We start from the raw sequence: 14,070 nt of genomic DNA, 5'->3' as shown, positions 1-14,070 counted from the left end.
AGCGCGCTTCGCCAAATCGACCATTCGCCTCACCGCCACCCGAGCGCCGGCGCCACGTGCGTGAGGATCGCCTCGATGGCGTGCGCGCAATAGTCGACGCCGAGCTGGTTCGGGATTGTCAGCAGCAACGTGTCGGCCTCGGCGATCGCCTCGTCCGCTCGGAGCTGCTCGATCAGCACATCCGGCTCCGCCGCATAGGAGCGGCCGAAGATCGCGCGGGTGCGCGGGTCGATGAAGCCGACCTGGTCCTCGCTCCCGCGCTCGCCGCCGAAATAGGCGCGGTCGCGATCGTCGATCAGCGCGAAGATGCTGCGGCTGACGGAGACGCGGGGCTCGCGGGCGTGGCCGGCTTCCTTCCACGCAGCGCGATAGTTACGAATCTGAGCGGCCTGCTGCACATGGAAGGCTTCGCCGGTCTCGTCGTTCTTCAGCGTCGAGCTCTGCAGATTCATGCCGTGCCTGGCGGCCCAGACCGCCGTGGCGTTCGAGCCGGCCCCCCACCAGATCCGTTCGCGCAGGCCTTCCGCATGCGGCTCGAGCCGCAACAGGCCCGGCGGATTTGGGAACATCGGCTGCGGGTTGGGTTTTGCAAAACCTTCGCCCCGCAAGATGTCGAGAAAGACCTCGGCATGACGCCGGCCCATGTCGGCGTCGCTCTCGCCCTCGGCCGGCTGGTAGCCGAAATAGCGCCAGCCATCGATCACCTGCTCGGGCGAGCCGCGGCTGATGCCGAGCTGGAGGCGCCCGCCGGCGATGAGATCGGCAGAGCCGGCGTCCTCCGCCATGTAGAGCGGATTCTCGTAGCGCATGTCGATCACGGCCGTGCCGATCTCGATCTTGCTGGTCTTGGCGCCGACCGCGGCGAGCAGCGGAAAGGGCGAGGCGAGCTGCCGCGCGAAATGGTGCACGCGAAAATAGGCGCCGTCGGCGCCGAGCTCTTCCGCCGCAACCGCAAGCTCGATCGATTGCAGCAGCGTGTCCGCGGCCGAGCGGGTCTGCGATTGCGGCGAGGGCGTCCAGTGCCCGAAGGAGAGGAATCCGATCTTTTTCATGGAGGCAACATATGGATGATGAGAACAGTTTGCGACACCTCGGATCGAGGAAAAAAATGGCAACATGGGCAGGCGTGTACGCGTAAGTGCCGTTCCTCGAGGGGGAAGCGGACCGAAGCAGGCAACGCTGCAAGCGCCCCTTTTCACCCAACTGAGACAGGTGCGCCGCAGGATTGTTGCGATGCAGAGCGCGGGGATGTAAAAGGACTGCGGCGGCAAGATCGTCTGAAACGCCAGCTGCGCTAAGCCCTCTCCAGCATGCGGTACCTGATCCCATGACAAAAGCGCGCGCCGTACCCATGCCCAGCAGCAGCGTGCTTGCGCCGCTTTACGCGGGCGCGGACCTTTTGGACGCCTTTGCAATTCAACTGCCGGCGGGCGCCAGCGATGACGTAGAGGTGCTGGCACGCGCCGCGCTTGAGCGACAGGCGTGGTGGATCCGTGCGCTCACGCGTGTCCGCGATGTGGTGATGGCGGCAGTCGCCGTCAAATCGTCGCGCGCCGTCGGTCTCGCCGCGGCGGCACGTGGGCCGGTTATCGGCTTCTTCCCGGTGCTGTCAAAGACTGCGACGGAGTTGGTCGTGGGCGCGGATGACCGGCATCTCGACTTCCGCGTCACCATTCAACTTCGCGCCGATGCAGCAAATGGGCGCGAGCTGGTCGCGGGGACCGTGGTGCATTGCCATAACCGACTGGGGCGCATCTATCTTGCGACGATAGCACCGTTTCATCGCGTGATTGTCCCGGCCAGTTTGGAGCAGGCGGCAAGAGCAACGAAGAATTGAGCATGCTTTGGTGGTCGTGACTGGCTGCGGTCGACGAACGAGCCGGCTTCTGGCCCATCAGCAAAATAGCGGCGCATCGCGTTGAGGTCCGCTTGGTGAGGCAAGGCGGACTGGATCTGCTCAGGTTCAATTCTTCGCATTTTGACCCAAGGCAGACATTCAGGATTCTTTAGTCGTCGTGCGCTCTCGGTGGCTGACCTATTCCTCGCAAATCGGGTGGTTGTCCGTAATTGCCCGATGAGCGTTGGTGCAAAGTAAAGCTGGGCCTAGTTCGATCTCGGCGGATTGAACTTTATCGCGGGGCCGATCTGAACGTTCTCTTCACGAACGAGAGCACCTCCAACATTCACCACGCACCCGGCCTGCCAGTCCCAATAAGCCTTCTGTTTCATCGGCTCCCATCGTTTTCTACATTGATCATCTGACACATAAGGAATGACGACAAATGTGAGAGCGGCGATAAGTCCGCATCCAATCCAAAACATGCGCATCTTCCTTTTCTCAGCGACAGTGAGGAAGGACCCCTGACTGGCCGCTTCTTTCCATATAGTGTTGTGGCCGTCAAAGGTTGCATAAAAATGTCGCGCAACCAGTTCGATCCCGCCAACGTCGCTTTTGCCCCCGTGCTGACTCGCAAAGGCGAACTGCCATGTCCGGTTTCGCGAGAGAACGGATACCGCCGACTTCGCGAGCTATCGGGTTTATGACTACGCTCCCTGGCGCATCCGGCGTCGTATTGACGCCGGCCCGTGTTGCCGTGACGCCTCAGGCGTAGGCGACCCAGCCGCGGAAAGTGAAGCCGGTATAGAACAGCGTCGGGTCGGAGAATCCGGCCCGCCGCAAAATCGCTTCATCCTGCGCAGGCGCGAGGATTTCCAGATGGTTAGTGACGGCGTTCCGCGCGGCGGCCGCCTGGTCCGGCTCGACGCCGGACGCGGCGAGGTACGCGGAGTATCGCGAGAGCCACAGCGGGCGTTCCTCCTCGCCATTGGGCGCGCTCAAATGCGCGACCACGAAGGGCGCGCGCGGCTTGAGCCGGCGGCGGATCTCCGAGGCGATACGGCGTCGCTCCTCGACATCGACGAAGTGCAGGGTCAACAGGCAGGTGGCGCCGTCGAACGGGCCTTCCGGAGCATCGTCGATGTAGCCTTGATGAAGACGCGCGCGTGGCGCGAACGATCCGAGGGTTTGCCTCGCTAGCCCCAGCATGGCCGCGGACGGATCGACGCCATCGAAGCTCCAGCCTCCATGCGCTTGCGCAAAAGCCTTCAGCTCCAGGCCGCCGCCGGCTCCGAGAACGAGAATCCGTGCATCGTCACGCGCGCGCTCGGCCAGTAGGATCGCCGCCATGGACAGCATGGCATTGTAGCCGGGGACGAACCGTGGCGGTCCTTCGGTGTATCTCGCCACCGCTTGCGGATCGGAAAACACGTTCTGAACGTCGGTCATGATGTCGTCCTTGCTGAAATGGGCCAATCACGCGCCATGCGCGCTCATGCCCTGAAGCTTTCGCGAGCCGAGGCGCTTGCGCAGATCGTCGCCCAGCATCGCCAGCGTTACCTCGCCAAAGCGCGACAGCAGCAGCGCCTGCGCATCGCCAAACGCCTGATCGAGGGCGGCATTGACGGACTGTTCGACGAGGCAGCCCGGCGCCTCCGTCCGGTTACCAATCGCCAGAAGCGAGGGACTGCCGAGCGCGATGTAGACGTCGCGCAGCGTCACCTTCGCGAGGTCGCAAGCCAACGTCCAGCCGCCGCCGTGGCCTTTTTCGGAGCGGACGTAACCAAGGTCCCGAAGCCCGGCCATGATCCGCCGGATCACCACCGGGTTGGTATCCATTGCTTTTGCCAGGGTCTCGGACGTGAAGGGACCAGGCTGCTGTGCCATGTGCAGCAGGACGTGCAGCACGCCCGATAATCGACTGTCTCGTTTCATGTAACTTTATATGTTACATGATTTCATTCAAGTCAAGCGATTTCGGCGCGAGCCTTCCGATCTCACGCTTCGACCGGAAGCGAACTGCGCGCCGCCAGGTCTGTGCAGAATCTCGTCGCAAAGCTCAGGCGGCTGACGACGATGCGAAGCGGAACGTTCTATGGATGGCGCGTTGTCGCCGCGGCGTTCGGTCTCGCCGTTCTCGGCCTGGGGTTCGGCTTCTATGGGCCGCCGATCTTCCTGAGTGCCATTCGCGAAGCCCACGGATGGCCGCTGGCCCTGGTCTCGACGGCCGTCACCGTGCACTTCCTGGCGGGATCGATCGTGACGGCCAATCTGCCGACGCTCTATCGGCGCTTCGGCATTCCGGCTGTGACGAAGGCCGGGGCGCTGTCGCTGGCCGTCGGCGTCTTTGGATGGGCGATAGCAGCGACGCCGTGGCAATTGTTCGGCGCGACGGTGTTGAGTGGTGCAGGGTGGGTGACGATGGGCGTGGCCGCGGTCAACGCCATCGTGTCGCCCTGGTTCGTCCGTCGTCGTCCCGCGGCACTCGCGGTCGCCTATAACGGCGCAAATGTCGGCGGGATCATCTTTTCGCCGCTCTGGGCTGCGGCCATTGCCAAGCTTGGGTTTGCCGTTGCAGCAGCAGCCATCGGCCTGATCTTGGTCGTGGTAGTGTGGCTGCTTGCGAGCACTGTGCTGTCGCGCGCGCCGGAGCAGACCGGATCGATGCCGGACGGCGCGGCCCCGGCCGAAGAGACTGTCTCGGCGAAGTGCGCACGGCCGCTGCCGGGATCGCCGCTCTGGCGGGACCGCAAATTCCTGACGCTCGCGGCTGGCATGAGCCTGGGGCTGTTCGCACAGATCGGCCTGACCGCACATCTCTTCTCGCTGCTGCTGCCTGCGCTCGGTGCGCAATGGACTGGGCCGGTGGTGGGACTGATCGGCGTCATGGCGATCGCCGGCCGGACGCTGCTGGGCTGGCTCATGCCTGAAAGCATCGACCGGCGGCTGGTTGCCTGCGCCAGCTACGCCGTTCAAATCGCCGGCACGATCACATTCATTGCCGCGGCCGGAACGAACATTCCGCTGTTGATCCTCGGTGTTGTCTTGTTCGGCCTCGGGTTCGGCAACGGGACGTTCCTTCCGCCGCTGATTGCGCAGCTCGAATTCGCTCCGGACGACGTGCCGCGTGTGGTCGCGCTGATCGTTGCGATGTCGCAAGGCGCCTATTCATTTGCGCCGGCGGTCTTTGGTTTGATCCGGGAATGGCTTCCGGCCGGTACGGGCGCCACGCCCGGCTTTTATGTTGCCGCGGCGCTGGTGCAGGGATTGGCGATCTGCGCATTTTGGGCGGGGCGCCAGTCGCGCCTCCGAGCCGATGCGGCTTGAAACGCCGCGCAATGGCCAATGCGTTCGATGATGCCGTTCTGCGCCTGTTTTGCCCGACGGGCCAAGAACGCGTCTTAAAATCCGCAAGTCGTCACGCCGCCTTTTTACGGCTCGGTCGGATCAGAACGTCTGCGGAAATTCCAAGACGTTCATGGAGGCGGCGGATCATCGTGATCGACAGCCCGCGCTTTCGGTTCAGAACCTCGGCGATGCGGGTGCGTGTCCCGATGATCTCTTCCAGGTCCCGCCGGGTCAGCCCTTGCTGCTCCATGCGAAACTTGATGGCCTCGATAGGATCGGGCGGATCCATCGGATCATGCTCGGCCTCGTATGCATCGATCAGCGTCGCGAGCACATCCAGACGGTCGCCTTCGGGTGTGCCGGACTTCGCGCCCCAGAGGCGCTCCACCTCCTTGAGTGCGCCATCATAGTCTTGCTTCGTCCGAATTGGCCTAATCTCAGTCGCCGCCATGCCGAACCTCCCTTACATCGACCTTGTCGTAGTCCCGGTGCGTGCCGATCCACTTGATCCACACGATGCTCTTCTCGAAATCGACTGCAACGATGGGTGCAATCCGGACGTTCGCGACGAATTCCCCGTAGCTGTGGTGTCGTCGTTGTTCTGGTCGCCGGATCAATGCTTCGTAACCGTCTAAGTCATTGATCCCGCTCATGCCGGTTACTGTGCATGGGGTTGTTTTTCGACTTTTTTGGTTTGAGGGCACGACGGTGCGAGGATGAACCGGACATCATCCGGTCCGCTACTTCATCACCCGCAGATTCTTGGTCGTGAACCGCTGCGTCTTGTCGCCGGGACGAACCGGCCGCCGTGTGCCGGCGGCCTTGCCGGTGCCGGGTGGCTGGTGCGCGGGGACCAGCTGGTCGGGGCGGGAGCCGATCAGATCGGCGCGGCCCATCTCTTTCAGAGCCTCGCGCAGCACCGGCCAATTGTCGGGGTCGTGATAGCGCAGGAACGCCTTGTGCAGGCGGCGCTGGCGCAGGCCCTTGATGGCCTCGACCTTGTCGCTGCCGCCGCGCCGCACGCCGCGCAGCGGGTTGACGCCGGTGTGGTACATCGCAGTTGCGGTCGCCATCGGCGAGGGCAGGAAGGTCTGCACTTGATCCGCGCGATAGCGGTTCTTCTTCAGCCACAGCGCGAGGTTCATCATGTCCTCGTTGGTCGTGCCCGGATGCGCCGCGATGAAATACGGGATCAGATAGTATTTCTTGCCGGCCTGTTCGGCCGCCGCATCGAACATCCGCTTGAACTGGTTGTAGGCGCCGATGCCGGGCTTCATCATCTTGTCGAGCGGCCCGCGCTCGGTATGTTCGGGCGCGATCTTGAGATAACCACCGACGTGATGGGTGACGAGCTCCTTGATGTATTCGGGGCTCTCGACCGCGAGGTCGTAGCGCACGCCGGAGGCCACCATCACCTTCTTGATGCCCTTGGTCTCGCGCACCTTGCGATAAAGCCGGATCAGATCGTCGTGCGAGGTGTTGAGGTTCGGGCAGATCTCGGGGAAGACGCAGGACGGCCGCCGGCACGCGGCCTCGACCTTCGGGTCCTTGCACGCCATCCGGTACATGTTGGCGGTGGGACCGCCGATGTCCGAGATGACGCCGGTGAAGCCGGGCGTCTTGTCGCGGATCTTTTCGATCTCGCGCAGGATCGAGCCCTCGGAGCGGTTCTGGATGATGCGGCCCTCGTGCTCGGTGATCGAGCAGAAGGTGCAGCCGCCAAAACAGCCGCGCATGATCGTTACCGAGAATTTGATCATGTCCCACGCCGGGATCTTTGCGTCACCGTAGGACGGATGCGGAGCGCGCGCGTAGGGAAGATCGTAGACCGCGTCCATCTCGTCGCTGGTCAGCGGGATCGGCGGCGGGTTGAGCCAGAGGTCGCGATCGCCGTGGCGCTGCACCAGCGGTCGCGCATTGCCGGGATTGCTCTCCCGGTGCAGCACGCGTGACGCGCGCGCATAGGCTTCCTTGTCCTGCTCGACTTGCTCCAGCGCCGGCAGCCGGATCACGGTCAAGCCTTTCGTCCGCGAAGCGCCCTCGTCGGCGGAATCGAGATCGTCGGCGTGCAGTTCGACATAGTCCTCAGGCACGCGGCGGAACAGCGCGACGCCCCTGATGTCGTCGAGCTCGCGCGGCGCCTCGCCGGCGGCAAGACGGTTGGCCACTTCGACCACGGCGCGCTCGGCATTGCCGTAGAGAAGCAGGTCCGCCTTGGCGTCGGCCAGCACCGAGCGGCGCACCTTGTCGGACCAGTAATCGTAATGCGCGATCCGGCGCAGCGAGGCCTCGATGCCGCCGAGCACGACCGGGACGCCCTTGAACGCCTCGCGGCAACGCTGCGCATAGACGACGGTGCAGCGGTCCGGCCGCTTGCCGCCTTCGCCGCCCGCGGTATAGGCGTCGTCGCTGCGTATGCGGCGGTCCGCGGTGTAGCGGTTCACCATGGAGTCCATGTTGCCGCCGGTGACGCCGAAGAACACCTTTGGCTTGCCCAGTGCCTTGAACGGCTCGGCCGAATGCCAGTCCGGCTGCGAGATGATGCCGACCCGAAAGCCCTGCGCCTCCAGCAGGCGGCCGATGATGGCCATGCCGAAGCTGGGATGGTCGACATAGGCATCGCCCGTCACCAGCACGATGTCGCAGGCATCCCAGCCGAGCGCATCCATCTCGGCGCGGCTCATGGGGAGGAACGGCGCCGGCTTGCGCGGGCGTGCCTGCGCCATCAGGGGTTTTTCGGCGGCGATGATCTGGATGTCCATGGCGCATACGCATAGGACTCCGGGACGGCGAATACAACCGACGGGCACGTGAAAGATCCGGTTCCGTGGCCGGCAGCCCAGGCGTGCGACCGCGTTAACCGTTCGCGAACGCAGCCATCAGCTGTGTGCACCTTCTCGGGTCACACGCAGGAACCAACTGCCCTCGCGAACATTCTGATGCAGGGTTTGCGCCGGCCCGGCTGGCGCGCGCTCGCGCCCGGGATCTAGTATCGCCTCGATGTTCGCCTCGGGCGGATGGGGGAGCCGTGAGTACAGTCATAGAGAACTTGCTGCTCCGAAAGCAGAAGCTCGTTGAGCAGCTCGAGAGGGCGCCCACGGTCGAGGACCGCGACAAAATCGAGCACCAGCTCGAACAGATCAACACCGCGCTGGATTTTCTGGACAGGCCCGGCACGAAAGGTGCGCGGTAGCAGCGCTCAATCCACCTGCAGTGCTCTTGCGTAGACCACGCCCGAATTGGTGACGTGCGTGGTCATCAGCGTCGCGAAGGCGGCAAACTCGCCGCGCGCGAACAGATCGAGCAGCTTGCGATGCTCGTCGAAGGACGTGCGGGTGCGCACGTCGATCGGCGAAGTCAAATTGGTGCGGAGTGCAGCGACGCGGCTGGATGCGAGCTGATAGGATTCGGCGAGATAGCGGTTGCCGCAATGGGCGAACAGCGCCTCGTGGAAAGCGGCATCGGCGCGCCCGTAGGCGATATTGTCCCGGGCTGCAATCGCCGGCTCCATCGCCGTGATCGCCTCGCTCATCGTCGCGGTCGCACCCTCGCGATCATGGTGGAAGGCGAGCTCGGCGGCCTTGGGCTCCAGCGCGATCCTGAAAGTGCAGAGCGCGGTGATGTCTTCGGCGCTTGGCGTGAAGACAAAACTGCCGACCTGCGGCCGGATCACGACGAGGCCCTGCGCCTGCAGCTGGCCCATCGCCTCGCGCACCGGGGTGCGGCTGACGCCGAAGGAGTTGGCCACCATCTCCTCGGAGATGGCGGCGCCGAGCGCGAACTCGCCGTCGATGATGGCTTGGCGCAGCCGCTGCATCACCCGCTGCGACAGCGATTTCGGTGCATCGAGCTTCAGCGATCGCATCGGCTCTCTCAGATCACCTTGCCGGGGTTGAGCAGATGATCGGGATCGAGCGCGGCCTTCAGCGTCCGCATCAGCGCGATCTCGGCCTCGCTCCTGGCATGACCCAGCCACTTCTTCTTCAAGGTGCCGATACCGTGCTCGGCGGAGACGCTGCCGCCCATCTCGCGCACGAGACCGTAGATGATCGCGTCCATCGCTTCCTTCGGCTGCTGCTCGACGGCAAGGCCGGTCACCCAGGAGACGAGATGCAGATTGCCGTCGCCGATATGGCCGTAATAGACGCTCTCGCATCCGTCGATGCCGTCCGCCAGCGCGGCCTTGCAGCGCGTGACGAACTCGTCCATCCGCGCCACGGCGAGCCCGATATCGTAGGAGATGTGCGGCCCCAGCACTTGGCCGAACTCGGCGCAGATGTCGCGCACGCGCCAGAAGCTCTGCGTCTGCCCCAGCGATTGCGCCACGGCAGCGTCGGCGAGCAGGCCGCGCTCCATCAGCTCTTCGAGCCAGCTTTGGAACCGCGGTGCGTCGAGGCTCTCGTCGGTGCCTTGCGCTTCGACTAGCACGTAGAGGCCGTGGCCTGTGGCGACCGGCGGCTTGATGCCGGCGCGAGTCGTAATGACGTCCCAATAGTCCGGCCACATCACCTCGAATGCCGACAGCAGCGGGCCGAGCCCGCTTCGCGCGGCGCCGAGCAGCGCGATCACCGCGGCATAGTCCTCGAGCGCGCAGAGCGCGGCCATGGTCGAGCGCGGTTTTGGAAACAGCCGCAGCACCACGCGGGTGATGATGCCGAGCGTGCCTTCCGAGCCGATGAACAGATGCTTCAGGTCATAGCCGGCATTGTTCTTCATCAGCTTGTTGAGGCTGGTGATGATGGTGCCGTCGGGCAGCACGACTTGGAGCCCGAGCACCAGCTCGCGCGTCATGCCGTAGCGGATCACGCGGTTGCCGCCGGCATTGGTCGAGAGGTTGCCGCCGATCGCGCAGGAGCCGCGCGAGCCGAGATCGAGCGGAAAGAAGAAGCCGGCTTCGTCGGCCGCCTGCTGGATCGTCTGAAGCGGCGTGCCTGCTTTCACCGTCATCGTCATCGAGGCGTGATCGATCTCCTCGATGCCGCTCATGCGCTCCAGCGAGATCGCGACCCAGCCTGCCTCAGGCGATGCGCCGCGGCACAGCCCGGTCAATCCGCCCTGCGGCACGAACGGCAGATGTGCCTGCCGGCAAGTCGCGATCGCATCCGCAACGCCTTGCGCGTCGACCGGGCGGATTACCGCGAGCGGCGTTTGCGGCAGGCTCGCGCTCCAGTCGTTGCAATTGCGCGCGGGCACGTCGGTGCCGACAAGCACAGCAGCCGCGCCGAGCCTGTCGCGCAAGGCGCCGAGCAACTGGGCGGGCCGCTCGACGGGGGTCACCATGTCCATGCGAGACCTCCTCGGAATCTGGCTGCGTGTCATGCGCGCCATGACGATGGAAAGGATTTGCGCCTTTGTTGTATGTAAGGTACAAGACGGAAAGTAAAGCAAAAACAAGGCTTGCCAAGCCCCTGGTTCGATCGTCCGAGATCAGAGGCGTGGTCCGAAGCCACAGCAACGGATGGTGTGATGACGGAGGCAATTCGCGGGTTCTGGGTGGCGTCGGCGACGCCGCTTGCCGCCGACGGCAGCGTGGACTCCGCCAAGCTCGCGGCCCACGCCAAGCAACTCTTCGGCAAGGGCGTCGACGGTGTCGTGCTGTTCGGCACCACCGGCGAGGGTACCTCGTTCAATGTCGCCGAGCGGGTCGCGACCATCGAGGCCGTGCTCAAGGCCGGCGTCGCGCCGGACCGAATTGGAATCGGCGGCGGCTTCCCCGCGATCAGCGACAGCATCGCACTGACGCGCGCCGTGCTCGGCCTCGGTCTGCGTCACGCGCTGTATCTGCCGCCTTACTTCGACCGCAGCGTCACCCCTGAAGGCATCGAGGATGCCTTTGCGGCGATCCTCGACGGCGTCGCCGACGATCGCCTGCGCGCCTATCTCTATCATATCCCGCAGATCTCGGGTGTCGCGATCCCGACGAGCGTCGCCGCGAATTTGCGCAAGCGCCACGGCAAGGTCGTTGCAGGCCTGAAAGACTCCAGCGGCGACTTCAAGCAGTTCCAGGCGTTCCGCGCCGCCGCTCCTGAGCTCGCCATCACCGTCGGCAACGAGGTTGACATCACCCGCGCGATCGCCGCCGGCGGCGCCGGCACCATCTGCGGCATGGCCAACATCGCGCCGGAGCTGGTCAAGGCCATGATCGACGGCAAGGATGTCGAAGCACGCATGCAGGCTGCCGTGGACATCGTGGTGAAATCGCCATCCTTCCTCACGACGCTGAAAGCCATCCTCGCGGCACAGACGGGCGATGCGAGCTGGCTGCGTGTGCGGCCGCCGCTCCGGGCCTTATCCGACGGCACCGTGCTCAAGCGGAAGCTCGACGAGCTGACGGCTCCCGCCATCGCGTGAGATCGCGCAAAACCGCGACACGTTGCCGCAAATTCGCGCGCTGCGTGTCGCGCTCGCTGCGCAATCAATCGAAGATTGCCGAACAGCGGGATCGGAATCTAGAACCCTTCAACACTAGAGCGATTCAAGTTCGCTTGCGGTTCTCTTCACGAACAGCGGCTGTTAGACGCGCCAGCTTCTGCGTCTGACTTGGAAGTGAATCGAAAGTGCGTGTCTATCTGGACGGCCAGCGCGTCAGCGGCCGTCGAACGCTTGCCGGCGAGAGCCGCGCGGGTCTTCTCATTGGAGCGGCCGTGCTGCTCGCCGAATTTCTCTCCAGCTCGGCGACCGCGCAGGCCCAATCCGCACTTCCGCCGGTGACGGTGGAAGCGCCGGCTCCGCGGCCGAAAGCGGCGCGTGCATCGGACCAGTCTCCGCGCCGCACGCAAACCGCCGCGCGCCAGCGCAATCACAATCCAGCACCCGCAGCGCCGACGCTCTCGGAGCGCGCCGCCGCGGAAGCCGCCGCGCAACAGGCCGCCAAGCTCGGCTACCGCGCGATGCCGAGCGCAACCACGTTGCGCAGCGGCGCCTCGCCGCTCGACACCTCGCAGGCCGTCAACGTCGTACCCGCGCAGGTGTTGAAGGACCAGCTTCCGCGCAACATCGACGATGCGCTCGTCAATATCTCCGGCATCACCCAGACCAACACGCTCGCCGGCACCCAGGACGCCGTGATCCGTCGCGGATTCGGCGACAACCGCGACGGCTCGATCATGCGCAACGGCATGCCCCTGGTGCAGGGGCGCAGCCTGAATGCAGCCGTCGACAGCGTCGAGGTGCTGAAGGGGCCGGCCTCGCTGCTTTACGGCATCATGGATCCCGGCGGCATCGTCAACACCATCAGCAAGCGTCCGGAGCTCTATCAGCACGGCTCGGTCACGCTGCTCGGCTCGACCTTCGCGAACAACCGCAGCGGCGCTGACGGCACGCTCGACATCACCGGTCCGATCGGCGACGGCGGTCTCGCCTATCGTTTCATCGGCTACGGCGTCAGCGAGGACTATTGGCGCAATTTCGGCCGCCACAGGGAAATGCTGGTCAACCCGTCGCTCGCCTGGTACGGCGACACCAGGACGGTCCAGCTCACCTATGAGCACCGCGAATTCATCACTCCGTTCGACCGCGGCACCGCGTTCGTCAACGGCGCTCCGCTGGCGATCCCGAAGACGCGCCGGCTCGACGAGCCCTTCAACAACATGTGGGGCACCTCCGACCTGGTGCAGGCCTCGGTCGAGCAGAAGCTCGACGACAATTGGAAGGTCACGGCGGCCTATAGCTACAACACCGAAACATATAGCGCCAATCAGCTTCGCATCACCGGCGTCAACGCCAAGAGCGGTGTGGAGACCCGCAGCAATGACGGCACCCAGAACTCGCTGAGCAACGCCAGTTACGGCACCTCCTATTTACAGGGTGACGTGTGGGTGGGCGGCTTCCGCAACGAGATCCTGTTCGGTGGCGAGGCGCTGTATCGCACGATCGATCGCCACGACTTGATCCGTCAGGCGACCCCGAGCTTCAATTTCTACAACCCGGTCTACGGACTGATCTCGCCGGGCACGGCTGTTTCGCCAACGGACAGCGAACAGACTGACAAGCTCGGCACCCGCGGCTTCTTCGCTCAGGACACCTTCCATCTGACCAACTGGCTGTCCGTGGTCGGAGGCGTGCGCTGGATGGAATACGAGCAGCTCGCCGGAAAAGGCCGGCCGAACTTCATCACAAACACTAATTTGGCGGGTGACAAGGTGCTGCCGCTCGGCGGCGTCATCTTCAAGCTGAACGATCAGCTCTCCTACTACGTGAGCTATACGCAGTCGTTGAAGCCGACATCGGTCATCGCAGCGTTCACCTCCGGCTTTGTCGTCGACTCCACCATCGCGCCCGAAGAAGGAACGCAATGGGAAACCGGTCTGAAGTTCGATGTCAACAAGCGGCTGTCGGGCACCCTGGCCGTCTACGACATCCAGAAGAAGAATGTCCTGGTGCTGGATGACATCGGCGGAGGCAAGTCGGCGGCGCGCGCCTCTGGCGCGGCCAAGTCGCGCGGCGTCGAATTGGACGTGACCGGCAAACTGACTGATCAATGGAGCCTGATCGGCAGTTATGGGTATACCGATGCCCGGCTGATCAATGATCCCGCTGTCGGTAACGCCAAGCTCCTGAACGCCGCCATGAACACGGCTTCGCTCTATCTCGTCTATGATTTCGGCGATGCGCTGCCCGGACGTCTGCGGCTCGGCGGCGGCGCGCACTATGTCGGTGACCGACCGGGCGACTCCCTCAACACGTTCTTCCTGCCGGCCTATACCGTCGCGGACATCTTTGCGACTTACGACACCAAGATCGACAATCTGCCGGTGACCTATCAATTCAACGTCAAGAACCTGTTCGACAAGGTCTACTATACGTCCACCACCGGAAACGCTCTGAACGTCGCGATCGGCGACGCGCGCAGGATATCCCTGTCGGCGACGGTGAAGTTCTAGCGA

General features: G+C 64.2%; 13 protein-coding genes. 5 read left to right on the top strand and 8 right to left on the bottom strand.

Features of this window, described 5'->3' with window-relative positions:
* Positions 1 to 29: 29 nt before the first annotated feature.
* Entirely contained in the window at positions 30 to 1,052 is a 1,023-nt protein-coding gene (locus AC0L3K_RS29385; RefSeq protein ID WP_354200006.1) for an LLM class flavin-dependent oxidoreductase, read from the bottom strand.
* Positions 1,053 to 1,327: 275 nt separating this feature from the next.
* Here AC0L3K_RS29385 and AC0L3K_RS29380 point away from each other — a divergent pair, with 275 nt between their 5' ends.
* Positions 1,328 to 1,837, top strand: a complete 510-nt coding sequence (locus AC0L3K_RS29380) for a DUF2867 domain-containing protein (protein ID WP_354200005.1) — start codon at positions 1,328 to 1,330, stop codon at positions 1,835 to 1,837.
* 765 nt (positions 1,838 to 2,602) lie between these two features.
* Here AC0L3K_RS29380 and AC0L3K_RS29375 read toward each other — a convergent pair.
* Positions 2,603 to 3,286, bottom strand: coding sequence for a class I SAM-dependent methyltransferase (locus AC0L3K_RS29375; RefSeq protein WP_354200004.1), 684 nt, complete (start codon positions 3,284 to 3,286; stop codon positions 2,603 to 2,605).
* 27 nt (positions 3,287 to 3,313) lie between these two features.
* Positions 3,314 to 3,772 carry an Rrf2 family transcriptional regulator gene (locus AC0L3K_RS29370; protein ID WP_007597663.1) on the bottom strand — a complete coding sequence of 153 codons (459 nt, stop codon included), beginning with the start codon at positions 3,770 to 3,772 and terminating at the stop codon, positions 3,314 to 3,316.
* Positions 3,773 to 3,913: 141 nt separating this feature from the next.
* On the opposite strand from AC0L3K_RS29370, the gene AC0L3K_RS29365 reads away from it, so the two are divergent.
* Positions 3,914 to 5,164 carry an MFS transporter gene (locus tag AC0L3K_RS29365; protein ID WP_007597662.1) on the top strand — a complete coding sequence of 417 codons (1,251 nt, stop codon included), beginning with the start codon at positions 3,914 to 3,916 and terminating at the stop codon, positions 5,162 to 5,164.
* 91 nt (positions 5,165 to 5,255) lie between these two features.
* Here the strand turns inward: AC0L3K_RS29365 and AC0L3K_RS29360 are convergent, their stop codons facing one another.
* The 3 genes from AC0L3K_RS29360 to AC0L3K_RS29350 all read right to left on the bottom strand — a co-directional run bounded on the left by AC0L3K_RS29360 (position 5,256) and on the right by AC0L3K_RS29350 (position 7,947).
* Positions 5,256 to 5,636 carry a helix-turn-helix domain-containing protein gene (locus tag AC0L3K_RS29360; RefSeq protein ID WP_007597661.1) on the bottom strand — a complete coding sequence of 127 codons (381 nt, stop codon included), beginning with the start codon at positions 5,634 to 5,636 and terminating at the stop codon, positions 5,256 to 5,258.
* A complete protein-coding gene (locus tag AC0L3K_RS29355) occupies positions 5,623 to 5,838 on the bottom strand; it encodes a type II toxin-antitoxin system HigB family toxin (RefSeq protein ID WP_007597659.1) in 216 nt (71 codons plus the stop codon). Before AC0L3K_RS29355 ends, AC0L3K_RS29360 begins: the two co-directional genes overlap by 14 nt.
* Before the next feature lie 87 nt (positions 5,839 to 5,925).
* Positions 5,926 to 7,947, bottom strand: a complete 2,022-nt coding sequence (locus AC0L3K_RS29350) for a YgiQ family radical SAM protein (RefSeq protein ID WP_354200001.1) — start codon at positions 7,945 to 7,947, stop codon at positions 5,926 to 5,928.
* A gap of 266 nt (positions 7,948 to 8,213) precedes the next feature.
* Between AC0L3K_RS29350 and AC0L3K_RS29345 the strand changes: the two genes are divergently transcribed.
* Entirely contained in the window at positions 8,214 to 8,378 is a 165-nt protein-coding gene (locus tag AC0L3K_RS29345) for a hypothetical protein (RefSeq protein WP_473367346.1), read from the top strand.
* Between the two features lie 6 nt (positions 8,379 to 8,384).
* Here the strand turns inward: AC0L3K_RS29345 and AC0L3K_RS29340 are convergent, their stop codons facing one another.
* Positions 8,385 to 9,050, bottom strand: a complete 666-nt coding sequence (locus AC0L3K_RS29340) for a GntR family transcriptional regulator (protein WP_354200000.1) — start codon at positions 9,048 to 9,050, stop codon at positions 8,385 to 8,387.
* Between the two features lie 8 nt (positions 9,051 to 9,058).
* Complete coding sequence (locus tag AC0L3K_RS29335; RefSeq protein ID WP_354199999.1) at positions 9,059 to 10,471, bottom strand: FAD-binding oxidoreductase; 1,413 nt, start codon at positions 10,469 to 10,471, stop codon at positions 9,059 to 9,061.
* 180 nt (positions 10,472 to 10,651) lie between these two features.
* Between AC0L3K_RS29335 and AC0L3K_RS29330 the strand changes: the two genes are divergently transcribed.
* Together AC0L3K_RS29330 and AC0L3K_RS29325 are read left to right on the top strand one after the other, a co-directional pair.
* Positions 10,652 to 11,536, top strand: a complete 885-nt coding sequence (locus AC0L3K_RS29330; RefSeq protein WP_007597644.1) for a dihydrodipicolinate synthase family protein — start codon at positions 10,652 to 10,654, stop codon at positions 11,534 to 11,536.
* Between the two features lie 206 nt (positions 11,537 to 11,742).
* On the top strand, positions 11,743 to 14,067 hold the full coding sequence (locus tag AC0L3K_RS29325; protein ID WP_473367345.1) for a TonB-dependent siderophore receptor: 2,325 nt from the start codon (positions 11,743 to 11,745) through the stop codon (positions 14,065 to 14,067).
* The last annotated feature ends 3 nt before the right edge of the window (positions 14,068 to 14,070 follow it).

It is taken from the genome of Bradyrhizobium sp. MI1.10, from assembly GCF_055811035.1.
This window is presented reverse-complemented; position numbering and strand designations above follow the sequence as displayed.